This window comes from Flavobacterium sp. Sd200, from assembly GCF_009826935.1.
Taxonomy (GTDB): Bacteria; Bacteroidota; Bacteroidia; order Flavobacteriales; family Flavobacteriaceae; genus Flavobacterium.
Genome location: NZ_WUMN01000014.1, coordinates 1 through 24,791, shown reverse-complemented (window position 1 = coordinate 24,791; position 24,791 = coordinate 1). Strand labels below are relative to the sequence as shown.

Sequence of the window (24,791 nt, the reverse complement as noted above, 5' to 3'; positions counted from 1 at the left end):
GTACGCCAAATCCTGCGGTTGGGCGCTCTCCCGCGCTCACGCACGAACCGGGGATGCGGCCATCCTAAACGGTTATATGGGACAAGATGACCTGTTTGAAGATACGATTGCGAGATACGCCATGTCTTACACCAACCAAAACGAAAAAGATTATGCGTTGCTGTTGCATGTCCTTAAACAGGGACTGCTTCCCACATAAATCATTACCATTGCATAGGGCTTAACGTTCTATTTAATCTCTAGATATTATCAGGTAAGACATAATACTAATGATATCAGTTTGTTTAGAAAAAATTAAGTTACCGAGATACTTGTATTGTAAATTTTAAAACAAAACTATAATGCCATGAAGCGCTTTTAAAGAAATAATGGGCTATCCCTTGCTTTTTTTGTGCTATTCATTCTTTCCATTGTTGGTCAGATAATTTTTGGTTTTAAGGAATATTACTCTTAGCAAAATTCCTGATAAATCAATCGCGTTGTTTTCATTAAATAAAGATGCAGGAATTATCTTGTAAAATAATGATGCAAAGTTTACAATATCTTTAACCTCACCTTAAATAAGTGCTCTGATTGTGCATTGTAAATTTATGTTTTTATAAAACTTAAAATCAACATTGTATCAACAATAGTATTACTTCAAGTAATTCCATAATTCACGGCTTCAGTGCACTATCATCACTGTGCAGCCTATGATGGCATACAACCTTGAGAGTAAACAAATGCGTAAACCAAAACTCAATTATTATGTCAGTAATTCAAAACGACCATTCCGAAGGGCCTGTGGCAAAGGCTATAGAAAACCAAACTTCTAAACTACCGTCAGATGTTTTCCTTTGGGCTGCTCTTGGCTCAATGGCGGCATCAGCTACCTTAAAATGCTTGCGTAAAGACAAAACCGCCTTATTTGTAGGTCAATGGGCTGCACCGTTCTTACTGCTTGGTATTTATAATAAAATTGTAAAAACCGAAGGCCACGACAGCCAATCGAAACCATCACAAGCGCCTGCTATAACTCAAACAGGGCAACACCCCATCAGCGATTTTGCAGAACCGGAAGCTGACAGTAACCTAAACCAACCTCAATAATTATGAAAAACCTAAGTATTACTTTAAGCATGGTTTATATAGGCCTTGCACTGACTGTAACATCATGTGACAAGAAGCCTAAAGATGCTGACCTGGAGTCAAAAGAAGAAATGAATGACAGTATTGTTTCTGAAAATAAAGATGCGGAACTGAAACCTGCCGGGCCTGCGCCGGAATGGGGAACATCTATAAAACCTGAAATGCAGGTGGTAATAGAAAAGCTTGCTTCATTGGGTGGAAAACCTATTGAAAACCTTGATGCTAAAGAAGCTCGCCAGCAACCTACACCCACCGATGCTATAAAGGCAGTAATGGCAGACCATAACATGGCAATGCCCGTACCGCTTTGTGATACTATAGGTAAACAAATCCCGGTTACAGGAGGGACAACCCATGTGCGTATTTATACCCCTAAAGAAGGTAAAGCTCCCTTTCCTGTTGTGGTGTATTATCATGGCGGTGGATTTGTGATTGCCGACATCGAAGTATACGGTGCCGGGGCGCAGGCGCTCTGCGAAAAAACAGGTGCCATTGTGGTATCGGTTGAGTATCCCAAAGGGCCGGAGAAAAAATTCCCTGCCGCACATACGGTTGCTTTTGATGCCTACCAATGGATATTAAAAAATGCTGCTTCTTTCAATGGCAATCCGGCTAAAATTGCTGTAGCCGGCGAAAGTGCCGGTGGTAACCTTGCAGCCAATGTGAGTATGATGGCACGCGATAAAAAAATTCAGGCACCGCTTTACCAGGTACTTGTGTATCCTGTGGCCAATAATAATATGAATGCTGAGAGCTATGTCAAGTATGCCAATGCAAAACCGCTTAATAAACCAATGATGGAATGGTTTGTAAAAAACTATCTTGGAGACGCTTCTAAAGCTGCCGACCCGCGTATAAGCCTTGTTAAGGCAAACCTTAAAGGCCTGCCAAAAACATTAATAATAGGTGCAGAAATTGACCCATTGCAAAGTGAAGGTAAACTTCTTGCCGATAAGCTTAAAGATGCTGGTGTCGAGGTAGATTATAAGTTGTATGACGGTGTAACACACGAGTTCTTTGGTATGGCAGCCGTGGTGCCGCAGGCTAAAGAAGCTCAGGAACTTGCAGCTAAGAAATTAAAATCGGCCTTAGGCCTGTAATATAATAATCACAAAGGCTTTCACTTACATGAGAGCCTTATTTAATTTAGAGCTTATGATTTTTAAAATAGCTATAGTATGTTCAGCACTGCTATGCGTATCTACAGCATTTTCCCAAAAGGGAATTCCTCCTAAAGAGGATACAGAAAAAACAGTCCATACCAGTTACCCAACACACATGGAATATTCACCGAGCCTTGCTGCAAGCCTTAAGACAGCGGCAGGATGGACGTTAACCGCTGCTGCGACAGGCTTAGGGAAACCGCGTATGCTTTATGTTGGCAGTAAAGGGCAGCTGTATGTAACCCGCCGTGATGCGGGAGACGTTTTAATGCTTACCGATAAAGACAACGATGGAAAGTTCGAGGATATGATCCGTGTGGCTGATTTTCCAGGGGTGCATGGCATTACCGTCAAAGATAACCATATGTACCTGTGCAACAGTAGCCAAGTGTTGCGTTATGCCGTGAATGCCGATGGCACATTGGGCAAAGTAGCCGATACCCTTATTAAAGACCTTCCAAGTGGCGGCCAGCACCCTAACCGTACGATGGATTTTGGGCCTGATGGCAAGCTGTATATCTCTGTGGGTAGTGTTTGCAACGATTGTAAAGAAAGTGATAAGGAAACCGCGGCGCTGCTTCAGGTAGATCCTGTGACCTGGAAACGCACTATATACGCTTCCGGACTGCGCAATACTATCGGGTTTGACTGGCACCCACAAACCAAAGAATTATGGGGTATGGATAACGGCGGGGATTTTAGGGGCGATGACTGGCCTCCTGAGGAGTTGAACCATATTGTGATGGACGGTAATTACGGGTTTCCGTTTGCTTACGGTAAACAGGAAGTAGATCAGACCCGGGAAGACCCTGTGGGCAATACTAAGGAAAATATGGCTAAGGCATCACATCCATCTGTAATAGAATTTCCTGCACATAGCGCGCCTATCGCTTTTACATTTTTTGAAGGCGGCAGCAATAAGGGCAACGCGCTTGTTTGCTGGCACGGCTCGTGGAACAGGGAAAAGCCTTCAGGCTACAAGGTCGAGCTTATAAAGTTTGACAGTAAAGGAAACGCTACGGGAAGCGAAGACTTTTTGAGTGGCTTCCTTAAAGGTGACGAACGCTTTGGCCGCCCTGCCGGTGTAGCCATTGCGCAGAACGGCACGGTATATATTTCAGACGATGCTAACGGTGTTATTTATGCCCTTAAACAAAAGTAAAACAATGAAAAAATATATGTTTATCGTTTTTCTGAGCATTACAGTAATGGCACAGGAACCCACAAAACGGATTGAATTTGAAGCGCCGGGATCCTATCCCGAAGGTATTGCATTTGATACGGCTGCCAAGGTATTTTATATCTCTTCCGCACGTTTAGGAACTGTAGGAAAAGTGACTAAAGACGGAAAGTATACAGAACTTTATGCCGATAAAAGCCTTAAATCCAGCTATGGGGTTAAACTACATCCTGATGGTAAACGATTATTTGTCTGCGCGGGCGACGCGAACTACAGCAAATTCAGTACACCGGAAACCAAAAAGAAAATGGCAAGGTTGCTGATAATCGACATAAAATCCGGTAAAAAACTGTCTGATATAGATTTATCCCAGCTTGTTCCCGGAGAGCATTTTCCAAACGATATTGCGTTTGACGATAAAGGCAATGCCTACATAACTGATAGCTATGCCTACGCAATATATAAGATAGATAATAAAGGCAATGCAGCAATATTCAGCCAAAGCGAATTATTGAAGTCTGCCGGCGTAGGACCTAACGGCCTGGTATACCATCCTTCCGGATACATTATGGTAGCCAACAATGGTTCAGGGGCACTGGTTAAGATAGATCTTAAAAATCCGGCAACAGCGTCTAAAGTCAAAATTGATCAATTCTTTCCCGGAGCCGATGGCTTGTTGCTAAATGACAACAATACACTAACCCTGGTTCAAAACGGGGGAGTAAATAAAGTATTTAAAATTAAGTCGGACAATAATTGGGCGACGGCGCAGGTTGTAGCGTCAACTGCTACAGAAGACCGATTTGCGTATCCTTCAACCGCTACGATGGCTGGTAATGATACATGGGTGATGAATGCTAACTTCAGTGAAATAGCAGAGGGTAATAATGTACCCTCTAAAAAATTCTCCATCCAGCAAGCTGTGTTTAAACCTTTAGTAGAATAACACTTAAATAAAAATTATGAGTAAGATAAAAAATATAGTTGCCGGATTAGGCGGAGCTATTGCACTGAACCTCCTGCATGAAAGCTTAAAGAGAAAAGATAAAGATATGCCCAGGGTTGATGTGCTGGGCGAAGAGGCATTGCAAAAATCATTGAATTACTTCGGCATGTCCATAACGAATGAAGATACACTGTATAGAGCTACCCTTGCGGGCGATATAATAAGCAACGCATTATACTATGCCACTATTGGTAACGGAGGGCCACAAAATGTATTTCCTAGGGCCTTGGCATATGGCCTTGCGGCCGGGGTTGGGGCTATAACGCTGCCCGAACCATTAGGCCTTGATGAAAAGCCCGTTACTAAAACAAATAAGACAAAGGCATTGACAGTAGGCTATTACCTGTTTGGGGCTTTAATTACTGCCGCTATTATTAAGGCTGTTTCTAAAAATGAGAGTATAAAATAGTCTATTTAAATTTTGAGCAATGGACAAACTAAATGAGTATTTACCGCAGTCGGTAAAAGATAAAAAAATACTAATCACAGGAGCCACTACAGGAATTGGAAGGGCAACGGCATTGTTGCTTTCCGAACTTGGCGCACACGTAATGGTTGTGGGGCTCAACGAGCAGCATTTGGAGGATACCCTGAAAGACTTATACAAAGTGGCAAAGGGTGAGGTATTTGATGTAATAGCCGACCTAAGTACCGCGGAGGGCATAGGCCAGGTGTTTAGCAAAGTTGACTCGGCTTTTGACACATTAGACATACTGGTCAATAATGTTGCGCTTCCTTTTGGCAGCATTACAGAAGGCAATTATGAAGGCTGGCAGCGTGTTGTAAATACGAACCTCCTTTCCTATATGGCTTGCTGCAATAATGCCCTTACACGCATGCGTAATGCGGGGCATATTGTGAATATAGGCTCTATGAGCGCCGATGTTAGGGAGGAGTCCGGATCTGTTTACGTGGCTACCAAATCGGGCATACAGGGATTTTCCGAATCATTACGCAAGCAGGTTAATAAAGACGGTATTAAGGTTACCCTTATAGAACCCGGCGCGGTAGATACCGATATGCAGGATTTTCCGACAGAGGAAAAACTACAAAAGGTAGAATCGCTGGAAATGCTTACGGCTGATGATATAGCTGCAAGTGTACTGTACTGCCTTTCACAACCCCAAAGGTGTGATGTTGTAAACCTGAAGATACGTCCTCACCTGCAACTTATCTAACTAACCTAGGCAGCATGAACCCTATTTCTGCATGGACTGCCACAGCGCAGGATAAACTGGAAAACGGCACCCTTTTGTTCAAAAAGGAAATTAAAGGGTATAAGCTGAAAGCTATAGCAGCCGATTTCTGCCTCTGGTTTGCGGTAGAATGGAGTAATGGCGCACGGATTGCCTTCAGGGCAGCCTTTGCGGCTAATGATACCCTCATTGTAGAAAGCGTAATGGAGAATGCTGATGGAGCAACTATAATGCTATCAGGAAATACAGGCAACATAAAGGTTAACCTTGGATTTCCTGAAACAGCAGAAGCAGTTTTTAGGTATACCACAACTATTATACCTGCATTTGACCTTATCATACCCTATTGGCCGAGGGATATCATGCCTTTATATAAGGGCAGCGGTAAAACACAAAATACAAAAGGTACCGTGCATGCCAGCCAGGTAGGCACACGTTCAGGTACCTTATTTTTTACCCTGGAAAGGCCTGAGGCAGGCTCTGTATTCTATTTCCAGAACCTTACTGCCTTAAATAAATTCTGTGAAGCTACCGAAACCTCGGCAGGCGACCTTGTGGGGGGGGTCTGGCCGGAAGTGGGGCTTAAACTGCCCGTTACCAATGTTGAAAAACCGTTAAAGCAGGGGGAGGATTATATAATATCAGATGCTTTTGTACTGCTCAGTGATAAGATGCCGGGCGATAATTATCAAATGTCCCGGCAATTCCTTGAACATCTCGCTGCTATTTACCTTTTGATACCCAGACCTGAAACCGTGTACCACGACTGGCCGGATATTTTGCACAAAGGGCTTAAAGACCTGGATGAGCATAAAGGCTGCTGGAAGTTTGCAGACGGGCGCACTTATCTTAACGCCTATATAAGCGACTATAAAACCCCACCTGAAAGTATGGTGCAGCTTGCCGTGCTATTACCGCTTACCGATTATGACTGCTGGAGTGGCGAAGACCATCACCCTATGATTGAAAGACTGCACAACGGCCTTGAAAATTTTTATGATGAAGAGATAGGGACAATAGTACGCTGGTTGCCCGCCCTGGAAAAGAACCTGGACTGGAGCGAAGAGCAAAAGCACCCTGAAGTAATGGATGCCTGGTACCTTCACCATCCGTTGCTAAACCTGTCGAGGCTTGCCCTAAACGGCAATGCCATGGCTAAAAAGCTGGTGCTGGATTCTATAGATTATGTAATTAAAGTGGCACACCATTTTGAGTATGACTGGCCTGTATTCTACAAAATGGCCACGTTACAGGTTGTCAAGCAGGAAACAGTAGAAGGGCAGGGCGGTGAAAAGGACGTGCCAGGGGCTTATGCGCATTTAATGGTACAGGTATGGCAGCTTACCGGCGAAAAGAAATATTTTAATGAAGCCATAAAGGCAGCTAAAAAATTAGATGGCTTAAGCTTTGATATCTTTTACCAGGCTAATAATACAGCGTTCTCTGCCGGGGCGCTTTTACGCCTTTATAAAGAAACAAAAGACCAAACCTTCCTAAACCTGAGCTACCTGTGTATTGCGGCAATCTTTCAAAATGTACAGCTTTGGGAATGCGAGTATGGCAATGCGAAGCATTACCCCACTTTTTTTGCTGTATATCCATTAAAAGACGCGCCTTACACCGCAGCTTACGAAGAGCAGGAGGTTTTCTCGGCATTGCACACATTTTTAAAAGAAGCAGATGACCTGGATGAATTTTTGCCATCGGTAAAACTATTGGTTGCCGAATGCCTCAGGTATGTCATCAACAGGGTGCCTTATTATTATCCGCCTATGCTGCCTAAGGATGCTATAGCCGGAGGCAAAGATGTAAAGACAGGAGAAATTGACCCTAATTTATGGATAGCACTGGAAGACCTTCAGGATGGCTGGAATAAATCAGGCCAGGTGGGGCAGGAGGTATATGGGGCAGGCATTGCTTTTGGCATAGTGCCCCGGCAGTATTTTAAGGTGAAAAAAGGTGGGTTTATGGTATTTAGCGAATATCCGGCAACATCATTCAGGGTACAGGAGCAATCCTTAACCTTCTTTACCCGGGGGGATAGCCGCTTGCAGTTCAGGATAGTGATTATACCCCTCGAAAAAGGAAAATCCTTGCCAAAGACCATGTTATATGCGGGTACAAACCGTTCAAAAGAAGAAATAGCCCCCAAAAACAATACAAAGGATTTCAGGGAATATACCGTATATGGCGACAGTAAGATAAAAATCGATTGGCAATAAGTTATTTACCATGGCAGGAAAAATTTACATAGGCACATCAGGGTGGAGCTATAAGCACTGGATAGGTACGTTTTACCCTGAAGGTACGAAACCGGCACAGCTGTTATCTCTTTACCGCCAATCGTTTAATACGGTGGAGATAAACAGTACCTTTTATGGTGTGCCTGCCAAACAAACCATCATCAATTGGAAAAATGCCGTTGCCGATGATTTTGTTTATGTTGTAAAGGCCAACAGGTACATTACGCATTTTAAAAAGCTGCACGATGCGCAGGAAGAGCTTTTCAATTTTCTGGAAAATGTTTCGGCACTGGAAGAAAAATTAGGCCCTGTTTTATTCCAGTTGCCACCCGGCCTTAAAACGGATACCGTATTGCTGGAGGACTTTTTAAAGCTGTTGCCGAAAGCGTATCGCTACACTTTTGAATTCCGCAACCAAACCTGGTACCAGGAAGAAACATACCGGTTACTGCAAAAATACAATTGTGCCTTCTGCATTTACCAGCTGGCAGGGCATATTTCGCCTATAGAAGTTACGGCCGATTTTGTTTATATCCGCCTGCACGGCCCGAAAGGCAAGTACCAGGGGAATTACAGCGAAGCCGACCTGAGCCTCTGGGCAGAAAGATGCCTGCAATGGTCTGGAAATGAAAAAGATGTATTTGTTTATTTTGATAACGATGAGAAAGGTTACGCGGCCTTTAATGCAAAACGCCTGAATGAGTTGGTTACCGGGTAGTTTAATTTTCTTTATCCAGCAGCTTATAAGTGGTTACGCTAAATAATGTAAACACAATATGTGCAATCAATAGCTGCCTGTAATAACCGTAACGGTAATTATGAGGAGGCCTGTCATGCTGCGAGAAAAGCATTTTCCAGACCGCGATTCCTACCATACCGCTTAAAATGCCTAAAAGGAGAATTTTATTCCTGGTAGGGCGTGCCAAGGCTTTTTTCCAGATTAGCCAGTACACGGCCATAAAGCCAATGCCTGTGGCATAATGCAACCCCCAACCGGCGGGATGGGCATCTTCGTTGCTTATGGAGGGCAGGTTTTCAGAGTTATCAATCAGCTTGTTTATCATAACCGGCTCTACATATTCTTCATCTTCTTTTTTAGACCTCAGGTAGCTGTACAGCGTCATAAAGCTTGTACCCACAATACCTGCAATTATTATTTTATCGATTGCCTTCATGTTTTTTTGATTAAGAAAGGAAGGCATGGGCCTTCCTTTCGTTATAAATTATTCTGTTATATTAGGCTCACGCTCCCAAATACGGTGCCTGCCCATCTGGGTCGTAAAATCATCGGTAAACGCTTTTGCAGTACCGTTGTTTATTATAATGCCGGGCAGGCTTTCATCTTTGCCTCCTGACAGTTTGTTGCCAATGGTGGTCCTTTCTATAAGCCCGTTTAAATCGGCATCAAAACCTATTACTTTGCAATGCCTGTAGGCATCGTTAATAAACTCAATTACATTATCGTTTTCTTCCAATACTGCATTGTTTTGAGACGCCGGCACATATACCGCATCAAACAATACCGATGACGATGAGAAAAACGCAAAGTCAACCTTAATTTCCGTACCCGCATCGCCCTTAATGCTGCCTGCATGGGGGCCAACAATCTTAGCCGCTGCACCTTTAGCCTCCAGGGCTTTTTTAAGCGCGTTCAGTGATTTTTCGCTTACGCCGCCGCCACACAAAAAGGCAACCTGCCGGGTTTCGATACTATCTGTAGTAGTTGGGTTTTTAACCATGCTCAGGGCATCGCTGGGCTTGTAGCTTTTATCAACTGGCTTAGGTTCGTGTTTGTTTGGGTCGGCATCGGCGCCTACGCCATGGTTCATGGGCTTTTCAGGCTGTTTAGGCACTGCAATACCAAGGCCAGATGCTACCTTTTTAGCCAGTGTTGCATCTACTTGGTTAAGCAGGCCCAGCATACGCTCACGTATGGCCACCGTTTCTACCTTGCTCAGCTCAAAGCGTAATGCTTTTATAATGTGGTTCTGCTCGGTTTCAGTCTGGCTGTTAAAGAACAGGGCAGCCTGGCTAAAGTGGTCGGCAAAGCTTTCGCTGCGCTCGCGCACTTTGTGTGCCTCAATCCTTTCATAGTGGCTTACAAATCCGCCCTCAGCTTCTTTGGCCTGCGCCGGATAGCCATTGTTTAGCGTATTAGGGCTATAGGCCACGCGGCCCACATTAATTTCCTGCCTCATGTGCCCGTCGCGCTGGTTGTTGTGCATTGGGGCAATAGTGCGGTTGATGGGGATTTCATGAAAGTTAGGGCTTCCAAGCCTTGATAATTGCGTATCAGTATAAGAAAACAGCCTTCCCTGTAGCAGCGGATCGTTACTAAAATCGATGCCGGGTACTACATGCCCAGGGTGAAACGCCACTTGTTCTGTCTCTGCAAAGAAGTTATCGGGGTTGCGGTTTAGTACCAGTTTACCTATTATGGTTACGGGCACGACTTCCTCAGGGATAATTTTGGTAGGGTCTAATAAATCAAAATTGAACTTGTGCTCATCTTCTTCGGGGACTAACTGCACGCCAAATTCCCATTCGGGGAAGTTGCCCATCTCGATATTATCATACAGGTCTCGGCGGTGAAAATCCGGGTCGTTGCCCGAAATTTTAAGGGCTTCATCCCACACCACGGCATGTGTGCCCAGCTTTGGTTTTAAGTGGAATTTTACAAAAGTTGATTTACCCTCGGCATTTATAAAACGGAAGGTATGGATGCCAAAGCCTTCCATCATGCGGTAAGAGCGTGGTATCGCACGGTCGCTCATGGCCCACATAATCATGTGCATGCTTTCAGGCATTAAGGAGATGAAGTCCCAAAAGGTATCGTGTGCCGATGCTGCCTGTGGTATCTCGTTATGCGGCTCAGGCTTTACTGCGTGTATAAGGTCGGGGAACTTCATGGCATCCTGAATAAAAAATACGGGGATGTTGTTGCCCACCATATCAAAAATACCTTCCTGTGTGTAGAATTTAATGGCAAAGCCGCGTACATCGCGTGCCAAATCGGTCGAGCCCCTAAAGCCTGCCACCGTAGAAAAGCGTACAAATACCGGCGTGCGGGTAGTGGTGTCGTTTAAGAAGCCTGCTTTGGTATATTCACTTACATTGCCAAATGCCTCAAAGTAGCCGTGCGCCCCTGACCCGCGTGCGTGCACAATGCGCTCCGGAATGCGCTCGTGGTCAAAATGCGTTATTTTTTCACGCATTATAAAATCTTCGAGCAAAGACGGGCCGCGTTCGCCTGCTTTTAAGGAGTTATGGTCGTTGTTTATCTTAACGCCGTGGTCGGTAGTAATAAACTGCCCATCGCTGTATTCCCTGTTTTTTTCCAGGTCCTGCAGCTTGGCATTTTCGTTAGGAGGTGTGTTGTTTTTTTTCATTGTAAGTCAGTTTTTGTAAAGTGTGTTTTATGCGGTTAACTGTTGCAGCTTTGCTACAGCTACGCTATTTCCCTGTTGTTGTGCAAGGTCTGCGGCGGTCATGCCCCGGGCATCGGTAATAAAAACATCGGCACCACTTTCTATTAGCAGGTCAACCAAGTTGTTTCGTCCAAACATGGCCGCAAACATTAGTGCTGTTCCGCCATTACCATGCTGGGCATTAAGGTTTGCACCGCGGTTAATAAGTACCTGGGCAACATTTTCATAGCCTTTAAAACAGGCTCCCATGAGGGCGGTATTGCCGCTGTTATCGGGCATATTTATGTTAGCTCCGGCATCTAACAGCGCTGTTACGGCTTCAGGCTGGTTGTTATAGGCGGCAATTATAAGCGGGGTAAAGCCGCGCTCGTCTTTTATATCAAGGTCTTTCAGGTGCGAGAAAATCTCTTTGAGCACGGGTACATTGCTCTGTCTTGAGGCAGCAAAAAGTGCGTTTGTAATGTCATCCATAGTAGTTAGTTTTTTTAGCATCCTGAATTTACAAATACCTTTAACGGCAGACACTTAAGGTTTTGCTAAAACTTTAGTTTTCAGCGTTATTAAGAGCGATTTTAAATGAGTCCCTAAAACCAAGGTGCTTTTCAGGCATTAGTTTTCGCAACACATTTACTTCTGTACACAGCCATTGTGCTGAAAAATCCAGGTTTTGCAGATAGGGAAGGAGCTCAGTATACGTTTCGTGCGGTATTTTTTTTGCGAGGCTTATGTGGGGCGACTTTGCAGCAGACTTTAAACATTCCGCAAGTTGTATAATTGGGGCAGGGTTTTCCACATTAAGATATACAGTTACACTATGCCCGTGGTCAAAAACACCCCAGCCGTTTATTATAACAGGAAATGCTTTTTGCCCGGCTAACAGTTGTGCAACTGTGGCGGCAAAATCATCTTCATCGGTCAACTTGTCTGTCAGGGTAATATGGGCAATGGAGTGGAGGTTGCGTTCTGTTATACCGGCAATATTGTTGAGGTCGCGTTTTATTTTTGCAATGGCTGCCTTTACTTCTTCCGGAGGCGAGAGCACTACTAAAAAGGCATACAACGGCCCAAAAAGCGATGTTTGGTTATAGATGCGTTTTTTCATATGCACTGTATTGGATTAAGGCATATTATTAAACAGGTTCAGGCATTCTTTGCCTGAACCTACATGATATTATTTATTAAGTGGCTCCTGCTGGCTTTTCATTTGATCGGCGAGCATGGTATCGGGGGTTATATTGCCCAATGCCACCTGCACCTTATTCTTAAAGCCTGAAACCACTTTGTCCTTGCCGGCCATTAAGGCTTCATAGCCATCTTTGGCTACATCGGCGGGGTCGGATAAAGATGCCTTATCCTGAACCGCTTTGCTTTCGGTCATACCGGCTTTATTAAAGAAATCAGTATCGGTAGCACCCGGCAGCAAAGCGGTTACGGTAATTTCGGTATCTTTTACCTCAGAGCGCAGCGCCTCTGTAAACGATAATACAAATGCCTTGGTGCCGTGGTATACAGCTTGCCATGGGCCCGGTACAGTGCCGGCAATAGAAGCCAAGTTTAATATTTTACCCCCGTTACGGGCAACCATATCTTTTAAAAATGCTTTGGTAAGGATAATGGTTGAAGCGATATTAAGGTCTATGATTTTAAGCTCCTTTTCAATATCGTTGTCCTGAAACAGGCCGTAGGCGCCCTGCCCGGCATTATTGACCAAAACATCAACTTCAATTCCTTGAGCTTTAACTTCATCGTAAATCGAAAACGCTTCATCTCGTACAAACAGGTCTTTGGCAAGCGTTACCACTTTAATACCATAAGTTGAAAGCTGGCTGGCAGTTGCATCAAGTTCAGATTGATCACGGGCTACGATAACCAGGTTATAGTTATCCTGTGCGAAAAGCTTGGCGAGTTCCAGGCCTATACCGCTCGTGGCACCGGTAATCAATGCATATTTTTTATAGTCTGTCATAAGTATGTTTTTAAATTGTTTTTAAGTTGTTATTCTAAATATAGTTGCGTTTATGCCCACGGGTCCAATACCACCTTTACACACCCATCTTCTTTTTTATTGAAAATATCATAGGCATGCGAAATTTCGGTAAGGGGCAGCCTGTGCGTTATAATATCGTCAAGCACTACCTTGCCCTCGGTTACATAACCTAATAGCTTGTCAATGTGTTTATGGGCGGGAGCCTGGCCTCCCTTAAGGATAATACCTTTATCAAAAAACTGGCCTACCGGGAAATTATCATACGTGGTTGGATATACACCCAAAACGGATACAATCCCCCCGCGACGCACCGCACTCATACAGGCTTCAAGTACCTTGACCGACCCTTTTTCAAGATTAAGTACCGCCTTCGCCCTGTCCATGAAATTACGGTCGGGCTCAAAACCTACAGCATCAACACATACATCGGCGCCGCGGCCCTGGGTTAAATCGCGTATCTGTGCAACTACGTCCTTAGGACCGTCAGTCCACAAAATAGTATCACAGCCCGCTGCGGCCTTAGCTTTATCGAGGCGGTATTGCACGGTATCGACGACAATTACCCTTGCGGCACCACGCAGCCAGGCACTTTTAGCAGCCATGATACCCACGGGGCCGGAGCCAAAAATGGCTACAGTTTCGCCACCCTTTACCTCTCCCCAGTCGATACCGGTATATCCGGTCGGGAATATATCCGTAAGGAACAATGCCTGCTCATCGGTTAAGTTATCCGGCACCACACGCGGACCAAAGTTTGCATAGGGCACACGTACATATTGTGCCTGCCCGCCGTCATAGCCACCATATAAATCGGTGTAGCCAAACAACGCGCCGCCTTTTTCAGTTAGCAGGCCGCCTTCCGGGCCGTAATGTTCGGGATTGCTGTGCTCGCAATGGCCGGGTAACTCATGATTACAGAAAAAGCAGCTACCACAGGCAACGGGAAAGGGCACGACCACACGGTCGCCCACTTTTAGGTGCGTCACATTTTTGCCTACCTCCTCAATAATCCCCATAAACTCATGACCCAATACCATGGGGCGGGGTTGTGGGATACCGCCGGAGTAGATGTGCAGGTCTGAACCGCAGATGGCCGTCGTGGTAACTTTTAAAATAATGTCGTCCGGATTTTGGATTTTAGGGTCGTCGATGGTATCACATTTAATACTTCCAGGCCCATGGATTACTGCTGCTTTCATATAATTGGTTTTTTAAATTTTATGCGTAGTTGCTATAGTATATATAGGGAATTAGTATTTTGATAAAGTTACCTTATGTAAATGCCAAAATATTGTAATAAAAAGATAAAGGTTTGGTAATTAATTATTAAGGGGATAAATTGCTTTTGGCACTCACTATCATTCCTTAAAAATTTAATTCCTTATCTTATTCTTACAGATTGTAATAAGGCGACGTTAAAAGGTTATTTTTTGTCTGACTTATTAATTAATTTTAGATAATAAATTTTTAATTATGAGTGATAACAAGAACTATACAGGAAGCCCTGACCGTGACCGTATTAATACATCAGAAGATTATGAAGTGCGCTATTGGTCGGAAAAATTTGGTGTTAGCAGCCAAGAGTTGATAGATGCTGTTAAAAATTCAGGTAGTAACAGCCCTGAAAAAGTTGAGGAATACCTAAAAAAATAAAAGTAAGGATTGTGATAAGCAATCCTTTTTCATTGTAGTACCGTCACCAAAATATGGAAGAACTTACTTCACCTACTAAGACAGAGAAAAAGTTAGAGAAGAAAAAAAAAGAACGCATTGCCACAAACCTTTTGCCTTGGGTAACGGCTGTCGCCATGTTCATTCAGTCGCTGGATGGTACCATACTGAACACGTCCCTGCCGTCAATAGCGCGCGACATGGACTATTCGCCGACAGCGATGCATTCAGTCATTGTAACCTATGCGCTAACGCTCGCCCTATTTATCCCTTTATCGGGATGGCTCGCTGATAAATTCGGGACCAGGACTATGTTTATCATTGCCGTGGCATTGTTTGTAACCGGGTCGTTATGCTGCGCCCTGTCGGTTAACCTAATGACCTTTAACCTCTCCCGTATATTACAGGCAATAGGTGCTTCGATGATGGTGCCCATCGCCCGGCTCGCCATATTGTACCAATACCCGAAGAGTGAGCTGTTGAAAACCATGAACTTCATTACGGTCTTTGGATTGCTTGGAATGGTTGTCGGCCCAAGCCTTGGCGGGTTCCTGTCGGATAATTTTTCATGGCACTGGATCTTTTTAGTCAATGTCCCAATCGGGCTTTTAGGTATTTCACTGGCTAAACGGGTAATGCCTAATTTTAAAAAGGCCGTGGGGCGGTTTGATTTTCGCGGGCTTGTGTACTTTAGCCTCGCACTGATCTCAATAACAATAGTCCTGGAGCTTGTGAGTAAAGGGCTGACCCATTGGGTAGCCATATTGGGTGCACTGCTCCTTTTCAACCTGTTGGCAGCATTCTATTACCTCCACTACAAAAAAACGGAAAAACCAATTATAGACCTCAGGCTGCTTAACATAAAAACCCTTAAGATTGGGCTCACCGGCAGCCTTATTACGCGCTTGGGTATCGGCGGGCTTCCCTTGCTGTTACCGCTTATGTTACAGACGGGTTTTGGGTACTCGGCTTCTGTATCAGGCCTTTTGCTTTTGCCCTCGGCATTGGCTAATGTAGCTATAAAACCTTTTATGGTACGTATCATAAAAGCATTGGGCTATCGCACAGTACTGATCAGCAATACCATTCTTTTGGGTGTTGTATTAATTATATTGGGATTTGTGGAGCGTGATACACCACTAGGCTACTACATCCTGCTTATGGTGTTTTATGGGTTCTTTACCTCAATCCAGATGTCAGCGATGAATACCATTACACTGGTTGACCTGGATGAGAATACAAAAAGCGGGGGAAATACCATGTTGGTAATTATGCAGCAGCTCTCGGTAAGTTTCGGTGTTTCGGTAGCAAGCCTTATACTTTCTTTTTTCCAGTCCGATGCTTTTGAGATGAACCGGACGCAGCCTTTTCATTACACCTTTATAGCACTTGCAGCCTTTACGATTTTATCGAGCTTTACCTTCAGGAGGCTTAGTAAATCAGACGGTAATGGTTTTGTGTGATTGTAATTAAAACAAATATTTATCCAATACTTCGCCGCCTTTAAATTAGTTTTTGCGCAGGATTGTGTTGGTACGCCGGCATACTGGACTTCGACAAAGAAATCGTTGACAGCGTAAAGAAGGTACATGAAACCTTCGCGGTACAGCGTTTTAAGGTGCAGGCCGATCTCCCAAACAATTTGTTGTTGCAGTTGTTCGTCCCTGGAAAGATATTTGTACAGTTTCATTTTAGTAGTACTTCAGTAATTCAAGTGTATTACTATCCGGCCTCCCCTGAAAGTACCTGTCGATAGTTTCCTGAAAAACAGGGTCGGTGTTTTGGACCTGGCCGAATAGCGTCATGCTGGAGTGCAGCTTCAGGTCATCCGGATATCCAAAGATAGCAGAAGCGGTTGTGTCGTGTAAGCCCAGCAAAGCCTTCGTAATTTCGATTAGGCGTTTCCCTAAGACGGGATGATTAAGATATTGTTTTGCTTCCTCTATATCGGATATAGCATAGTGGTTTGCCATGGGACTGTTTCCCAAACCTTTCAATTGCGGAAAAATAAACCACATCCAGTGTGTGCGTTTTTTGCCGCTTTCTATTTCCTCCAACGCCTGCGAATACACATCGCGCTGCGCATCTGTAAACCGTTCAAGCCCCATATCAGTTTTTTTTATAAAAGGCATCCTGTGCCTGTTCCAGTGCTTTTTCCATATTTATGCCTTCTTCCAAGGTCCCTTTAAACAGATCCCCTTCACTTTTAATGCGCTCCAGTGCATTTTTTATAGTAAAATCTTTCATCTTCAGGCCTTTCTTGACTTCATCCCAGTGCAGGGGCATGGAAACGGTCGCACCCGGTTTGGGGCGCAATGAGTAGGCACAAGCAATGGTGGCACCGGGCCGGTTCTGTAGAAAGTCGAGGTACATTTTTCCATTACGGTCTTTTATCTTTCTTTCTAAGGAAGTAAAATCAGGGAGCCTGTCATGCACTATCGAGACCAATAAACGCGCAAACATCTGGGATTGGTCGTAGGAATATCTTGCCCCGAGCGGAATATATATGTGTATGCCTGTAGAGCCCGAAGTCTTTACATAACTTGGTACGTTTATTGCATCTAAAACATCCTTGACTTCTCGCGCCGCCTGTATTACCTGCTCAAAAGTCGTCTTGTCTGCGGGGTCAAGGTCGATAACGCAGTAGTCGGGGTTGTCCGGATGTGTTGTCTTGCTGAACCACGGGTTCATTTCAATGCAGCCAAGGGATGCCATCCAGAGCAGGGTAGCCTCATCGTTGCCTACCAAAAATTCCTTGTCCTCGCCATCGCTGGTATGGTACGGATAGGTCTTCGTCCAATCGGGCGCTTTGCCCTTCACATCTTTTTGATAAAAGCTTTTACCGTGTATGCCACTCGGGAACCTGTTTAAGGACAAGGGGCGATCTTTGAGGTGTGGAAGGATATATTCGGCTACCTGGTGATAATAATTGAACATATCACGCTTGGTATAGCCCTCTTCCGGCCAGTAGACCTTGCTCAGGTTGGTAAACTTCAGGTTATGCCCGTTTACTTTTTTTACCTGTGTTTCTTCCTTAGGGTTCAGTAATGTGGTCGCGCTGCTGCGCTTCGGCGGGGCGACTAATTTCTCCTTCCTGTCCTCATTTGTCGTGATAGCGGCGGTCGCTGTGGCTGTTTCCCTTACCACATCCTTGGCTTTTTTATCGCTGCGCATCCCTTCGAAAGAAGGGTGACGGAATACCCCGTCGGCGGTTACTTCGATAAAGCTTACTTCACATACCAACTCGGGTTTTAGCCATGTTGCTTTTGCTTTGGGGGGATTAGGCCTAAAGCGGGAAGGTTTGTTTACATCCGGCTCGGTATCAAAAGGCATCGTATCGATGATAAGGGGTTTGAAGAGTTCCATCATCTCCTTTTGTTTTTTATCACTGAACCCGGTACCCACTTTACCGACATACTCCAACTTTCCTTTTTCATAAACGCCAAGCAGCAGGGAACTGAACTGCTTAGAGGTGCCTTCATTTTTGGTAAAGCCCCCTATCACGACCTCCTGGCGTTGGTTGACTTTAATTTTCAGCCAGTCTTTTGAACGGCTGTCAATAGCATACGTGCTATCCGTTTTTTTTGCCATGATACCTTCAAGTCCCATCTTTTGCGCTGCCTCAAAGAAATCAATCCCATTAATGTCAAACACTCGGCTTAGTCGCACATGGTCGTCATTGGCAGGCAGGATCTCTCTTAGTATCGCCTGCCGCTCTGAAAGTGGCAGCCCGGTAATATCCTTGCCCTCGTACCACAAAATATCAAAGGCATAATACACAAGGTCGCCATCTGCTTCACTGCGCCAGTTCTGCAGGGCACTGAAGTTAGTTATGCCGTCCTTTCCTATAACCAGGATCTCCCCATCAAACACTGCATTGATACTCCAGGAATCCATAACTGCGGCAATAGGATAATATTTCTCAGTAAAGGACTTGATATTGCGGGATAGCAACTCTGTTTTTCCTTTATTGACATACGCCAGAGCCCGGTAGCCGTCCCATTTTACTTCGTAGCTCCATCCGGGGCTGTCGAACGGTTCATTTACCAATGTGGCAAGCATAGGCTTAACCTCGGTAAGCATTTTACTTTTTTTACCTTTCTTTGAAAGGTCATTCGCCTGCAGTTCTTCTGGTTTCTCTGAGGTATCCACTTTTTTCTCCAGTTTTTCCTGCTGCGACTCCGCTGGTTTCTGCCCGTATATGTTTTTGCTGGTTTTGGCTACCTGCTCCAGTGTTTTTTTGGAAATCACCGACTTATCTTTCAGTGTAATGTCTTTCTCACTGGCATATTTATCATCAAGCTTCATCAGCAACCAGCCATTCTCACCACGCCCATGCGCCTTTACAAGGGCAAACGCCCCTTTCAGCTTTTCGCCATGCAGCACAAACTTGATCTTTCCGCTGTGCAACCCTGCCCGCAATTCCTTGTCCTGTTTCTTTTTTGTGGCAGCTTCCGACTCATAAGGCTCATAAAAACCTTCATCCCAAACAATCACAGTGCCACCCCCATATTGCCCCTGAGGTATAATCCCTTCAAAGTTGCGGTAATCGTAAGGATGGTCCTCGACCATCATAGCAAGCCGTTTTACGTCCGGGTCAACAGAAGGCCCTTTAGGTACCGCCCAGCTTTTCAGCACGCCCTCCATCTCCAGGCGGAAATCGTAGTGTAGGTGCGAGGCAGCGTGCTTCTGGACTACGAACCTCAATTTGTTTTCATTGCCCTTGCCTCCAAAAGGTTCTGGTGTTTTGGAAGCGTCCCGTTTTTGTTTGTATTTATCTAGTGCCATGGCTGTAAATGCTATAATTCACTTAAAGTTAGCCTAATTAATGCAAATCGTAAATGGCTTTACCATAACTTTAAGTTTACATTCCATTACGTTTTATTGAGATATGACAAGCATTACCACCCAAATAAATTACATGGCTTTTTATACTGGCGATTCCTATAGCCTGTGTAGCCTGGACCGTTACCCATGAAGAGGTATTCCGCGAACCGAGGGAATACTGCATTACCTGTAGCAAGAATTCCAAAACATTGTTGCAAAGGAAATTCTTTTATCTCTTTACCTGCGAATATTGTTTAAGCCACTACGTCAGTGCCCTTTTCCTGGCATTATCAGAATTTCAGTTGCTCCTAAGCGGTTGGAGAGGCTACCTGATCGCGGGGTTTGCTTTGGTATTCGTGGCCAATTTTTACATGAGTATTTTTGCGCTGCTGCGCCAGGCCATAAAAAAGGAAAAAGTAGAGATTGCGGTATTACAAAAAGAAGGCGAAACGGATCGCAAGCCGTAATTTAATATGTTAATCAAGAATGGAGAAGCCAAGCTACCTAAATTTCGATAGTGATAATTATCCCTGGAAGCCCGATATTAATTACCGGGAGTATCCGGAATTGTACAAGGTAGGCAAAGGTGAGCAGGGTGTTTTGATTTGTGAGCCCTACAAAAGCGAAATAGGCCAGCACTGGAGGTTTAGAAATGTTGAGATTGCTAAAGACAGCAGTGCTAAAATTTATGGCCTCTTTACTGCCTATCTGGACAAAAGGGAATTTGTGGGCGCGGATATGGCACGAAAATATTTGCAGATGGGATACACCCGCGCCAGGCGCTATGCCAATTTTAAGGGCGGCAAAAAATACGACAAGGACAATAATTATGAACCTTTGGAACGAGGTACCGGGGATGCTGAGAAAGCCGCAGCAGCGGATGTGTTCTATAAATTATGGAAAATCGCCGAGTCTAATCCGGAATACCGTGCTTTAAAAAAAGAATGGAAGGTCAAATATGGCTAGCGAGTAGTTTTTCGCACTTAGTCGATTATAGTATTAAACTACCGGCGTAAGGCTGTTATTCCAATAATCCAGAATTTGTTGTACTGTTTTTTTTAGGTCTTCATAGATGGAAGGTTTCTGAAAGTAGCCCTGTACTGCCAGCTCATACGCTTTGTTTACCCATTCCGCATCATTTGAAGTGGACAGAAAAATGTAGGGAGAACATTTTTTTGTCAGCTCTATATTTTCCAGAATAATTTTTCGCAAATCAAACCCGTTCATCATCGGCATATTGATATCGGATATGACAATGAAAGGCTTACTGCTGTGTGCCTTTATATAATCAAGAGCCTCGTAGGCATTGGCAACATACTTCCTGGTGTTTGCAACGTTCAATTCCGTGAACACTTCTTCGATGTAATCCCTGTCATCGGCATCATCTTCAATAATGAGTATGTCCCCTTTTTTTATCATAAGAAAAATTAAGCAGTAAAGTTACTCTAAATCTCAACAATAGTTAAATCTATTAACAGAATATTACATGTTTTAAAAGTACGCACTAAAAACATTTGAATTAAAAAACTAGAATTTTTTTAACTGCCTGAAGGTAAGATTAACCCTTGGCAACATATCTTTTGACGACTTAGGAATATGGTGTTCCCAATGTGTATTGGTAGTGCCCGACATCAATAGCAGGGTACCATGATGGAGTGGTATTTCAACCTGCCCAGCTTTTTTATTTGTCTTGTGTCGGAATCTGAAAGGCCTTGTCTGCCCAAACGTTAGCGAGGCAATATTTGGATTGCGCCCAATCTTGTGTTCTTTATCAGAATGCCAGGCAACACTGTCATTACCGTCACAATAAAGGTTTAAAAGCACGGCATTGAATTGAAGTCCTGTTTCCTGTTCAACTTTCCTACGCAATGCTAAAAGTTCCGGACTTGCCCGGACAATTCTCGAACACCTTTATAAAAGTTTTATCAATATTGGCGCGGCTTTCGGCATAAGGGCTTTAAAAAATTATGATAATTTTATGGTGTGTTAAGAAACATCCAGATGGACGCTATTATACCATTAAAATGAAAGCTATGGCAAATACATGGCAAATACTTTATAGCTATTCTATTTCCTATACATATAAACACTTTAGCTGGACAGGTTCGACTACCTTCCCGCCGCCAACTGTTGACCCGCATACGATAACAGATATATCATGGTCAAGGATATATTGCAGGCCGGCGCCATGGCTTCCAAGGAAAACCACGTTCTTAAAACGTTGGCCCAGGGTAAGCATCCGGTCACTGAATTCCCTGTAATAGCGATTGGCAGTTTCCTGCGGGCTGAGCCCGAAAGACATCGTACCGCCATATTTTCCATAGGTAGTAACAGGATGGTAACAGGCAACCAGCACAGTTTTATCCTGGCTCTTGACGAGCTGGCTTTCAATCTCGGTATGAAAAGCGCTTTTGCTCCTGATATCGCAATCGTCGTTGAGGTTGGGTATCCCGTTCCAGTCCATCAGTGCCCACTGTGAATCGAGTAACAACACGTCCAGTTGGTCGTTAATTTCAATTTTTTGGAGCGGGCATCCGTCCTGCGGCTGAAAGGCTTTCTTATGTAAATAGGGCAGCGTATTGCCTGGAAAATATTGAAATTCTGTAATGTAATTTTAGTCACACTTCAAATGTACAAAGTTACGTTAATGTAATTTTTTCTGCTGTTGGGAAATCGTAGCTTTACTAAAAACCCGCACCTTATGGAGACGGCTAAACCGCATAAAACAGGTTGGTATAGACATTATTTTGCGCTGGTAATGATAATAGCGGAGCTAATCTTATTTATATCTCTGGTGGTGCCATTATCCATTGTAGCGCTGTCGCTACTGTTACGTAATAAAATAAGCACTCCCTCACCTCACTATGAACACTAAAGGACCGATTGTATTAATAGAGGACGATGCTGAAGAGGCCGAATTGCTTTGCGAGCTTTTCAACAGTATTAGTCCTGACAATGAACTTATTGTCATCGATGACAGCCGTAACGCTTTGACGGTACTTACCGGCTGCGAAAAGCCGTTTATTGTATTCAGCAGTATAAACCTAAATGCTCTTAACGGCCTACAGCTTCGCGAACGGATACTTGCAGACACCACACTCGCACGTAAATGTTTCCCTTACATCTTATACGCGGCGAGCAGTAATGATGAAATGCTCAAGCGTGTTTACGATGTGCAAGCCAGTGGTTACTTCCACGGTATTGCCGATTACAATGCATTAGGGGAACGGCTATTAAATATTGTAGAATACTGGGCCAGGTGCGCCGTATAGTCCCCGCGCTGCTATCATGAGGGTAAAAATGATAGTCCGTCCTGATTATTATTTCTAAAGTGATTCATTACTTGTCGCCTTACTGAGGCAACAACTGATATCAGCCCATAGCAATTCTTAACTTTAATGATTGTTGTATAAATTGGCTATTATCCTTAAAGGGTATCGGTTAGCGCACTACTCGTAGTATTAACCATGAACTTATATTTGCAAGGCAATAGCATACGTTGCAATTACAGCATTTTATTGAAGGCCAGCAGCAATTTTCCAAGGCCTTCTTCCAGTAACGGGCGTGGGCACGCAATATTTATTCGTAAAAAATTTTGGCCTTCATCCCCGTACATCGTCCCCGGATTAACCCAAAGCTTATGATCCTGTAATAATTGTGAGGCAAGTGCCGACACGGGCTTTGACACTGCGGAACAATCCAACCATACAAGATAGGTTGCCTGCAAGGGCGTGACATTTAATTGTGGCATATGCTTTTCTACAAATGTTTTCAGGTATAAATAATTATCGTACAGGTAAAGCTTCAGTGCGTCCAGCCACTGTTGTCCACCATCGTATGCTGCAATGAGTGCTTCGATGGCAAATGGGCTGAGCAATTCCATTTCCTGAGATGCTAATTGTTTCTGGATTTTATTCCTGAATTCCATGTTTTCTGTGAAGAGGTAGCCCACCTGTACACCTGCAAGGTTAAAGGTTTTGCTGGGCGAGCTCAAGGTAACCGATTGCGCGCTGTAGGCATGGCCAAGCGATGCGAAGGGGATATGTTTAAAACCCTCGTACACCAAATCAGAATGTATTTCATCAGAAATTACAACAATACCGTGTTTTTGGCAGATATCTCCCAGCTTTTGGAGCTCCTCGCGGTTCCACACCCTGCCAACCGGATTGTGCGGGTTGCTGATGATGAGCAATTTTACGCTTGCATCGGATGCTTTACGTTCCAGGTCATCGAAGTCAATAGCATAATTACCATTATTATAAATCAGGTTGTTTTCCACAATACCAACGCCGCTGTTCCTGAGCGTGATATAGAAATGATTGTACACCGGCGGCTGCATGATCACACTATCGCCTTTTTTTGCAAGCGCATTGATGCTGGCAGAGAGCGCCGGGATAACACCTGTAGTGGCAATTAAGTTCTCTTTTTCGAGTATAAAATGATGCTGCTTTTCCCACCAGCCTATAATGGCGTTGTAAAACTCCAAAGGGGTTTGAGTGTAGCCGAAAATGCCGTGCGAGACCCTTTGTTGGAGTGCCTCAATAATGGGCGGCGCGGTTTTAAAGTCCATATCCGCCACCCACATCGGAAGCACATCTTGTGAGGGCGCAGCATCCCATTTTATGGATGCCGTACCCTTTCGGTTTATTATTTCATCAAAATTAAAATCCATAGACAGTAAGTTACTTCGCATCAAGGTACGCCTTTAAATCAGAAATGCTGCGGATGTGTAATTTTTCTGCCTGCTGCCGGCGCATCATCAGCGCGTAGGCATTATTAAAACCAATGGGCTTTAACCATTGCACTCCGTAGCACTTACGAAATGCTTTGTCCACATATTCATAGGTCTGTTGCGGCTCTTTGCTCACAGCTTCTGCCACCTTAGGATCTGGCTGCAGTAAAACCAGCAGCCCGGTACCCGTATATTCGGGGTAGAGATCGATGGCATCGGCCATAAGCGCG

General features: G+C 44.3%; 27 protein-coding genes and 1 pseudogene. 15 read left to right on the top strand and 13 right to left on the bottom strand.

The genetic code is table 11. From position 1 onward, the window contains the following. From GR160_RS18985 to GR160_RS18945, 10 genes and pseudogenes are all read left to right on the top strand, one after another. The coding region (locus GR160_RS18985) for a DUF2252 family protein (RefSeq protein WP_160751475.1) at positions 1 to 199 on the top strand (199 nt) is incomplete at its 5' end. Between the two features lie 174 nt (positions 200 to 373). Continuing rightward, a pseudogene (locus tag GR160_RS19615) lies at positions 374 to 454 on the top strand (hypothetical protein); the annotation flags it as partial. Positions 455 to 747: 293 nt separating this feature from the next. Continuing rightward, entirely contained in the window at positions 748 to 1,089 is a 342-nt protein-coding gene (locus tag GR160_RS18980; RefSeq protein ID WP_202390829.1) for a hypothetical protein, read from the top strand. A 2-nt stretch (positions 1,090 to 1,091) separates the two neighbouring features. Continuing rightward, positions 1,092 to 2,228 carry an alpha/beta hydrolase gene (locus tag GR160_RS18975; RefSeq protein WP_202390828.1) on the top strand — a complete coding sequence of 379 codons (1,137 nt, stop codon included), beginning with the start codon at positions 1,092 to 1,094 and terminating at the stop codon, positions 2,226 to 2,228. 55 nt (positions 2,229 to 2,283) lie between these two features. Beyond that, on the top strand, positions 2,284 to 3,453 hold the full coding sequence (locus tag GR160_RS18970) for a sorbosone dehydrogenase family protein (protein ID WP_237421257.1): 1,170 nt from the start codon (positions 2,284 to 2,286) through the stop codon (positions 3,451 to 3,453). A gap of 4 nt (positions 3,454 to 3,457) precedes the next feature. Further along, a complete protein-coding gene (locus GR160_RS18965) occupies positions 3,458 to 4,417 on the top strand; it encodes a gluconolaconase (protein WP_160751473.1) in 960 nt (319 codons plus the stop codon). A 16-nt stretch (positions 4,418 to 4,433) separates the two neighbouring features. Beyond that, positions 4,434 to 4,886, top strand: a complete 453-nt coding sequence (locus GR160_RS18960) for a hypothetical protein (RefSeq protein ID WP_054406641.1) — start codon at positions 4,434 to 4,436, stop codon at positions 4,884 to 4,886. A gap of 19 nt (positions 4,887 to 4,905) precedes the next feature. Further along, positions 4,906 to 5,655 carry an SDR family oxidoreductase gene (locus tag GR160_RS18955; RefSeq protein ID WP_054406640.1) on the top strand — a complete coding sequence of 250 codons (750 nt, stop codon included), beginning with the start codon at positions 4,906 to 4,908 and terminating at the stop codon, positions 5,653 to 5,655. A gap of 14 nt (positions 5,656 to 5,669) precedes the next feature. Continuing rightward, positions 5,670 to 7,895, top strand: a complete 2,226-nt coding sequence (locus tag GR160_RS18950; RefSeq protein WP_160751472.1) for a hypothetical protein — start codon at positions 5,670 to 5,672, stop codon at positions 7,893 to 7,895. Positions 7,896 to 7,905: 10 nt separating this feature from the next. After that, positions 7,906 to 8,634, top strand: a complete 729-nt coding sequence (locus GR160_RS18945) for a DUF72 domain-containing protein (RefSeq protein ID WP_160751471.1) — start codon at positions 7,906 to 7,908, stop codon at positions 8,632 to 8,634. Between the two features lies 1 nt (position 8,635). Here the strand turns inward: GR160_RS18945 and GR160_RS18940 are convergent, their stop codons facing one another. The 6 genes from GR160_RS18940 to GR160_RS18915 form a co-directional block, all read right to left on the bottom strand. Further along, positions 8,636 to 9,091 carry a DUF2938 domain-containing protein gene (locus GR160_RS18940; RefSeq protein ID WP_160751470.1) on the bottom strand — a complete coding sequence of 152 codons (456 nt, stop codon included), beginning with the start codon at positions 9,089 to 9,091 and terminating at the stop codon, positions 8,636 to 8,638. Between the two features lie 48 nt (positions 9,092 to 9,139). Next, positions 9,140 to 11,305 (bottom strand): catalase, encoded by a 2,166-nt coding sequence (locus GR160_RS18935; RefSeq protein ID WP_160751469.1) that lies wholly within the window; start codon positions 11,303 to 11,305, stop codon positions 9,140 to 9,142. A 27-nt stretch (positions 11,306 to 11,332) separates the two neighbouring features. Continuing rightward, complete coding sequence (locus GR160_RS18930) at positions 11,333 to 11,815, bottom strand: ankyrin repeat domain-containing protein (RefSeq protein WP_202390827.1); 483 nt, start codon at positions 11,813 to 11,815, stop codon at positions 11,333 to 11,335. 73 nt (positions 11,816 to 11,888) lie between these two features. Further along, positions 11,889 to 12,446: a 2'-5' RNA ligase family protein gene (locus GR160_RS18925; RefSeq protein WP_054406634.1), complete on the bottom strand. Its 558-nt coding sequence runs from the start codon at positions 12,444 to 12,446 to the stop codon at positions 11,889 to 11,891. A 69-nt stretch (positions 12,447 to 12,515) separates the two neighbouring features. Beyond that, positions 12,516 to 13,310 carry an SDR family oxidoreductase gene (locus GR160_RS18920; protein ID WP_160751468.1) on the bottom strand — a complete coding sequence of 265 codons (795 nt, stop codon included), beginning with the start codon at positions 13,308 to 13,310 and terminating at the stop codon, positions 12,516 to 12,518. Positions 13,311 to 13,360: 50 nt separating this feature from the next. Then, positions 13,361 to 14,530: a zinc-dependent alcohol dehydrogenase gene (locus tag GR160_RS18915; RefSeq protein ID WP_054406632.1), complete on the bottom strand. Its 1,170-nt coding sequence runs from the start codon at positions 14,528 to 14,530 to the stop codon at positions 13,361 to 13,363. A gap of 274 nt (positions 14,531 to 14,804) precedes the next feature. Between GR160_RS18915 and GR160_RS18910 the strand changes: the two genes are divergently transcribed. Next, a complete protein-coding gene (locus GR160_RS18910) occupies positions 14,805 to 14,984 on the top strand; it encodes a DUF3606 domain-containing protein (RefSeq protein WP_160751467.1) in 180 nt (59 codons plus the stop codon). Positions 14,985 to 15,037: 53 nt separating this feature from the next. Further along, on the top strand, positions 15,038 to 16,465 hold the full coding sequence (locus GR160_RS18905; RefSeq protein WP_160751466.1) for an MFS transporter: 1,428 nt from the start codon (positions 15,038 to 15,040) through the stop codon (positions 16,463 to 16,465). A 228-nt stretch (positions 16,466 to 16,693) separates the two neighbouring features. On the opposite strand, the gene GR160_RS18900 is transcribed toward GR160_RS18905, so the two are convergent. Together GR160_RS18900 and ligD are read right to left on the bottom strand one after the other, a co-directional pair. Continuing rightward, positions 16,694 to 17,110: a DUF1810 domain-containing protein gene (locus GR160_RS18900; protein ID WP_160751465.1), complete on the bottom strand. Its 417-nt coding sequence runs from the start codon at positions 17,108 to 17,110 to the stop codon at positions 16,694 to 16,696. A 1-nt stretch (position 17,111) separates the two neighbouring features. Beyond that, positions 17,112 to 19,790 (bottom strand): DNA ligase D, encoded by a 2,679-nt coding sequence (gene ligD / locus GR160_RS18895; protein WP_160751464.1) that lies wholly within the window; start codon positions 19,788 to 19,790, stop codon positions 17,112 to 17,114. Between the two features lie 251 nt (positions 19,791 to 20,041). Between ligD and GR160_RS18890 the strand changes: the two genes are divergently transcribed. Both GR160_RS18890 and GR160_RS18885 read left to right on the top strand, forming a co-directional pair. After that, the gene (locus GR160_RS18890; protein WP_237421256.1) at positions 20,042 to 20,296 is read left to right on the top strand and encodes a hypothetical protein; all 255 of its coding nucleotides are present in this window, start codon (positions 20,042 to 20,044) and stop codon (positions 20,294 to 20,296) included. A gap of 19 nt (positions 20,297 to 20,315) precedes the next feature. Then, positions 20,316 to 20,795, top strand: coding sequence for a DUF4385 domain-containing protein (locus GR160_RS18885; RefSeq protein WP_160751463.1), 480 nt, complete (start codon positions 20,316 to 20,318; stop codon positions 20,793 to 20,795). A 33-nt stretch (positions 20,796 to 20,828) separates the two neighbouring features. Here the strand turns inward: GR160_RS18885 and GR160_RS18880 are convergent, their stop codons facing one another. The 3 genes from GR160_RS18880 to GR160_RS18870 all read right to left on the bottom strand — a co-directional run bounded on the left by GR160_RS18880 (position 20,829) and on the right by GR160_RS18870 (position 22,293). Continuing rightward, positions 20,829 to 21,248, bottom strand: a complete 420-nt coding sequence (locus GR160_RS18880) for a response regulator (protein WP_160751462.1) — start codon at positions 21,246 to 21,248, stop codon at positions 20,829 to 20,831. 108 nt (positions 21,249 to 21,356) lie between these two features. Beyond that, positions 21,357 to 21,728, bottom strand: coding sequence for an alpha-ketoglutarate-dependent dioxygenase AlkB (locus GR160_RS18875; protein ID WP_370519238.1), 372 nt, complete (start codon positions 21,726 to 21,728; stop codon positions 21,357 to 21,359). Positions 21,729 to 21,903: 175 nt separating this feature from the next. Beyond that, positions 21,904 to 22,293 (bottom strand): hypothetical protein, encoded by a 390-nt coding sequence (locus tag GR160_RS18870; protein ID WP_160751461.1) that lies wholly within the window; start codon positions 22,291 to 22,293, stop codon positions 21,904 to 21,906. A 400-nt stretch (positions 22,294 to 22,693) separates the two neighbouring features. Between GR160_RS18870 and GR160_RS18865 the strand changes: the two genes are divergently transcribed. Continuing rightward, positions 22,694 to 23,101 (top strand): response regulator, encoded by a 408-nt coding sequence (locus GR160_RS18865; RefSeq protein WP_116787874.1) that lies wholly within the window; start codon positions 22,694 to 22,696, stop codon positions 23,099 to 23,101. 233 nt (positions 23,102 to 23,334) lie between these two features. On the opposite strand, the gene GR160_RS18860 is transcribed toward GR160_RS18865, so the two are convergent. Both GR160_RS18860 and GR160_RS18855 read right to left on the bottom strand, forming a co-directional pair. After that, positions 23,335 to 24,522, bottom strand: a complete 1,188-nt coding sequence (locus GR160_RS18860; protein WP_202390826.1) for a MalY/PatB family protein — start codon at positions 24,520 to 24,522, stop codon at positions 23,335 to 23,337. Beyond that, positions 24,512 to 24,791: glycine betaine ABC transporter substrate-binding protein (locus GR160_RS18855; protein ID WP_305038397.1), on the bottom strand; the 280-nt coding region annotated here is incomplete at its 5' end. The genes GR160_RS18860 and GR160_RS18855, both read right to left, overlap by 11 nt.